General features: G+C 46.4%; 4 protein-coding genes. All 4 read right to left on the bottom strand.

Going from position 1 to position 4069, the window contains the following annotated elements; translation table 11 throughout:
- Positions 1-72 precede the first annotated feature (72 nt).
- Genes HP552_RS02690 through HP552_RS02705 form a run of 4 tightly spaced genes read right to left on the bottom strand, consistent with a single transcriptional unit; the run spans position 73 to position 3834 of the window.
- Positions 73-1374 (bottom strand): phage portal protein, encoded by a 1302-nt coding sequence (locus HP552_RS02690; RefSeq protein ID WP_175394128.1) that lies wholly within the window; start codon positions 1372-1374, stop codon positions 73-75.
- A complete protein-coding gene (locus HP552_RS02695) occupies positions 1375-1572 on the bottom strand; it encodes a hypothetical protein (protein ID WP_175394129.1) in 198 nt (65 codons plus the stop codon). It abuts the gene before it with no gap.
- Positions 1565-3301 carry a terminase large subunit gene (locus tag HP552_RS02700; RefSeq protein WP_312884188.1) on the bottom strand — a complete coding sequence of 579 codons (1737 nt, stop codon included), beginning with the start codon at positions 3299-3301 and terminating at the stop codon, positions 1565-1567. The genes HP552_RS02695 and HP552_RS02700 overlap by 8 nt, the downstream gene beginning before the upstream one ends.
- Positions 3301-3834, bottom strand: a complete 534-nt coding sequence (locus HP552_RS02705) for a phage terminase small subunit P27 family (RefSeq protein ID WP_175394130.1) — start codon at positions 3832-3834, stop codon at positions 3301-3303. The genes HP552_RS02700 and HP552_RS02705 overlap by 1 nt, the downstream gene beginning before the upstream one ends.
- Between the last annotated feature and the right edge of the window lie 235 nt (positions 3835-4069).

The following is a 4069-nucleotide window of genomic DNA, read 5'->3' on the forward strand; positions in this document are numbered from 1 at the left end:
CGCATTTCATTCGAGTCTGTATCGTACTTGATCGCCCCGGTAATAGTTCTTTGCCCGTTTTCTTCATCGGCTCTAATTTCCAGAGCCACCGGAAGCGCTCTTGTCTCCTTTGTCAGCTTTGGCATTGTCTTTTCCAGTTCCTCCACCTCCTTTCATGTACTGCACTCCAGCATTTTCGAGCGGAATCACGTTACCGTTAGCGTACAACCTGTCTCCTCCCGGCTGCGGAGGCAAGTTTTCTTTCGCCCGTGCTTCATCAGGCGTCATAATGCTGCCTTTTACCGCTTTGTCCAGAGCATCCATGCGCGTTTTAAAATCTGCACGCATAATTGCGTCAATGTTAAAGCGTGTAAAATACCCATCCTCAATCTCACGGTCCAAAAACAGCTTTCGTGTAAACTCCTGCTCATAAGCCGTTAGAATAGGCAGCATCGTGTCCGTATAGAATTGTTGTTGCTGTTGTTCGTTATTGTTGTGCGTAGAACGGTCTAAGTCGTTCAGTTGGTGCATTTTAATTCCGAATGCCGCAGCTAACTGTCTGATTGTCAGCTCCGTGTTCTCTAAAAACTGTGCATCCGTCATGCTCATGCTGATTGGCGTGAACTGGTACCCAAACGGCAGCAATGAAACCCGGTGACTGTTCTTTAATCCAGATGACATGGACTCGAATTCCTCACGGAACACGTTTTTGGCTGCATTGTCCAGTGTGCCTGTATATTGGATCAATCCCTTGGTTTGCAAGCCGTTACGATAGAAACTGTTAATAAATTTACTGGATGATGCTGCATTTTCGACGGTTCCACGCAGATAATCCATGGTCGGAACTCCCACCAAACCATCCAATGTCACACTCCCAAGAACGTGAATCATTTCATGCATGGGAATCTTGCGCATTTCTCCGCCAGCATTGACCCGGTACCATAATTTCGTTTTGCTGTTCAAAATGCCCGCATCATCAATAATGACCGTTACTTTCTCGCGGTCGATGGGCCACAACCCTATAACTCGCCCCGTTCGGTAATCAAATTCAATGTTTGCATACGCATTCCCGAAAGCCCTGGATGCCTCCATGGCTTTGAAAAAAGACGTTGCTGTCATGAGTGGATTGGGCTGAAGCTTTAGAAGTGGATAAAGGTAATGTTTCAGGCCTTTGGTAATGTCATTTTCATCAGATTGATAAATCTTTAGCGGCAGTTTGGATATGCCTTCTGACAAAATCTTGACACAGGTGTATACCGTTTCTATCCTCAGCGCACCTTTTCCGCTAACATTGATTCCCCCGGGGTCAATGCCCAGCATTTCAAGAAACTTTCTGTCATTCAAACCGACTTCAATCGGTGCGTTTCGGGTTTCGAGAGCCCGTCTCAAGAACATTTATCTATTCACCTCCCCCTTTGGCGGCTGCCTCGCCATAACAGCAAGTAGAACCCCGGCAACGATGCAGGATGCCCCTGTGCAATACAAGCCTGCTGTAACGCTGAGTCGGTATGTCGCCAGATTGACCAACAAAACACCCAGGAACACCAAATAATCCTCCGCATAATCACGCAGGAACTTCACGATTTTATTCATTTCCTCCACCCCAAAGTCGTTTAAGCATATCTTCCGATGCAAACTCGGAAACATTTAATTCCGGCTCGCTGAATATCGCCCGAACGTGTGCGTCAATAGTGGCCGCCACAGGGTCAATCCGGTTCGTGGACTTTGCTTTATCCAGCAGAACGTTTTCTTTTTGGTCAACCTTTAAAACTGCATTACTCATCGCCCAAGTTAGAAGCTGATCCTTCTCGTGAACAATCTTCTTTTGAAGGACTAATTCTCTGAATCCTTTAATCGGCTCTGACAATGTTTGAATCCCTTGCCGGATCTCTACAATCTCATAACCACGCTCTGACATCTGAATAGCAAACTGCGTGGCTTGGTATGGGTCATAACATACTTCCTTAATCGCACAGGCCCATTCCTCAGAGGCTTTGACGATCCAGTTTTCAATATACGTCTGATCCACAACCGGTCCTGGTATCACTTCGAGCCATCCCTTTTGGATCCATAGGTCATACGGCACCTTGTCCGTTTTCTTTTTCCGCTCCAAGGTATCTCCAGGAATGAAAGAACGCTGCCTAATAAGGTATCGCCCATCAGGTAATCTGAATTCAAAGACAGCAGACGAAAGGTCCGTTTTCATGGACATATCTACGCCCACATACGCTTCAAGACCCTCCACATTAACAAGCTCATCTGTTCCGCAAGCAGCCCATGCATCCATTCGCATATACTTTTTCTCGCCGCCATTGACCCAGATGTCCATGTTTTTGGTCAGAAAGTCATTCATTTTCTCAGGAGCGTTCAGAGCGTTTTTCAATCTTTTCCGAATACTCGCCCTACCGACTTCATGGGATGCAGCAATAGGATTAGCTTTTTCCCAAACCTTCTCATCGGCTATGTCATCAATCAAATTCCCGTCTTCGTCTTTGTCCAGCTCATTGACCATCGCAAAATAGTCATCGTTCTCTGTTCCCTCATCGTTAGGATCCAAAAGACGAGAAACCATTTCGTATTCGATTCGGTAACAAGGACTGTTCAAGTTTTCTCCGGCCGTTGTGATGATCATCATGAGTGGCTGAGTCCGTGAAATCATCCCCGAATCAATAACATCATACATTTCGGTTGTTTCATGGGCGTGATATTCATCCACGATACCGCATTGTGGGTTGTAACCATCACCCTTTTTGCCATCTTCTTTGCTGAGAGGCTTCATGATGGATTCGCTTTTTGGATGACGAATGACCCCATAAGTGGTTTTGAACTTACTTCGCAGTTCTGGACACCGCTCAATCATGACCTTGGTTTCATTCCAAACAATCTTAGCCTGGTCTTTTTTCGTAGCAGCACAATAAACCTCGGCCATCCCTTCGCCCATAGCTGCAGTTTCATACGAAGCCACAACACCCAAGCTTTGGGATTTAGCGTTTTTCCGGCCGACTTGCCAATAGGCATATCGAAACCGCCGAAACCCTGTGTCAACATGAACCCATCCGTAGATATTACCGAAAATGAAGTATTGAATATCATGCGGAACGATTCTCTGCCCTTGAAGCGGCCCTTTCGTATGACGAAATAGGTTCATCCACTCAAAAAATCGCATGGCCTTGTCTTCATCAAAAACGTACGGAAATTCAGGCGTGTTCTCCCGCCCGATATCCTTTAGGAATCGCATACAAGCCCATATGTGCTTTTGACACGCTACGACATGCCCGTCAATGACATCTCGGGAATAGTCGATCAAATATTGCTTGATCACTAGACATCCCCGAACCTTTCGTCAAACTCGGATGGCTCCTTTTCTTCTTTCTTCGGTACAACCAATTTACACCTGGAAGAAATGGTGAGCCCCAAGTCACTCGCAGCTTGACGGCACTGCTTGAAAAACTTGTCCTGATTCAGCGTAAGGTCTGCATACACGCTGCTGAATATTTCCACCGTTGTTGTACCCGGAATCAGCTCGCCGTCAACACTATCGTCTTCGGCTTTTTCATACTGGACAATAGGGCTGCGATTCAGCAGTTCGTTTGTCACTTGAAGGTATAACTTTCTGGAAATCAGGTAGCGACAAAGTGCATCCACGTCCAAGTTGGACATGATCCCAATCGCTATCAGCTCGTCCGAAATCTTTTTGAAATCCCGGCGCAAATCTTTTGGCAAATACGATGGAGCCCGTATTTTATCGGATGGCGCTTTTATTTCGGCGGCCTTCCGTTCCTCAATTTCTTGCTTGGTCAGATTCTTCTGTCCTTTGTACAGCAATAGGTCAATCGGTTGACGTGGCCTCGCCATGACACCCCCTCCCTTCTCGTTTTTTTTTGGAAGTCAAATCCAGCAAGAACCCCATTCCGGAAATTTCATTTAGGGAATTTTTTTTACGCGAGACGCCCCAGCCGGTTTTTTACCCCACTGTACGAAATTTTTATAGGGCCCATGCCCTCTTTAGGCTTCGTCCAGTCATTCACCTTCATTTTTATTGAAGGGCTTAAAAGGGCATTTCCGTCCGTCTGATGACGTGTGCCTGTGC

It is taken from the genome of Paenibacillus xylanilyticus, assembly GCF_013359935.1.
In the GTDB taxonomy this organism is placed as follows: domain Bacteria; phylum Bacillota; class Bacilli; order Paenibacillales; family Paenibacillaceae; genus Paenibacillus; species Paenibacillus xylanilyticus.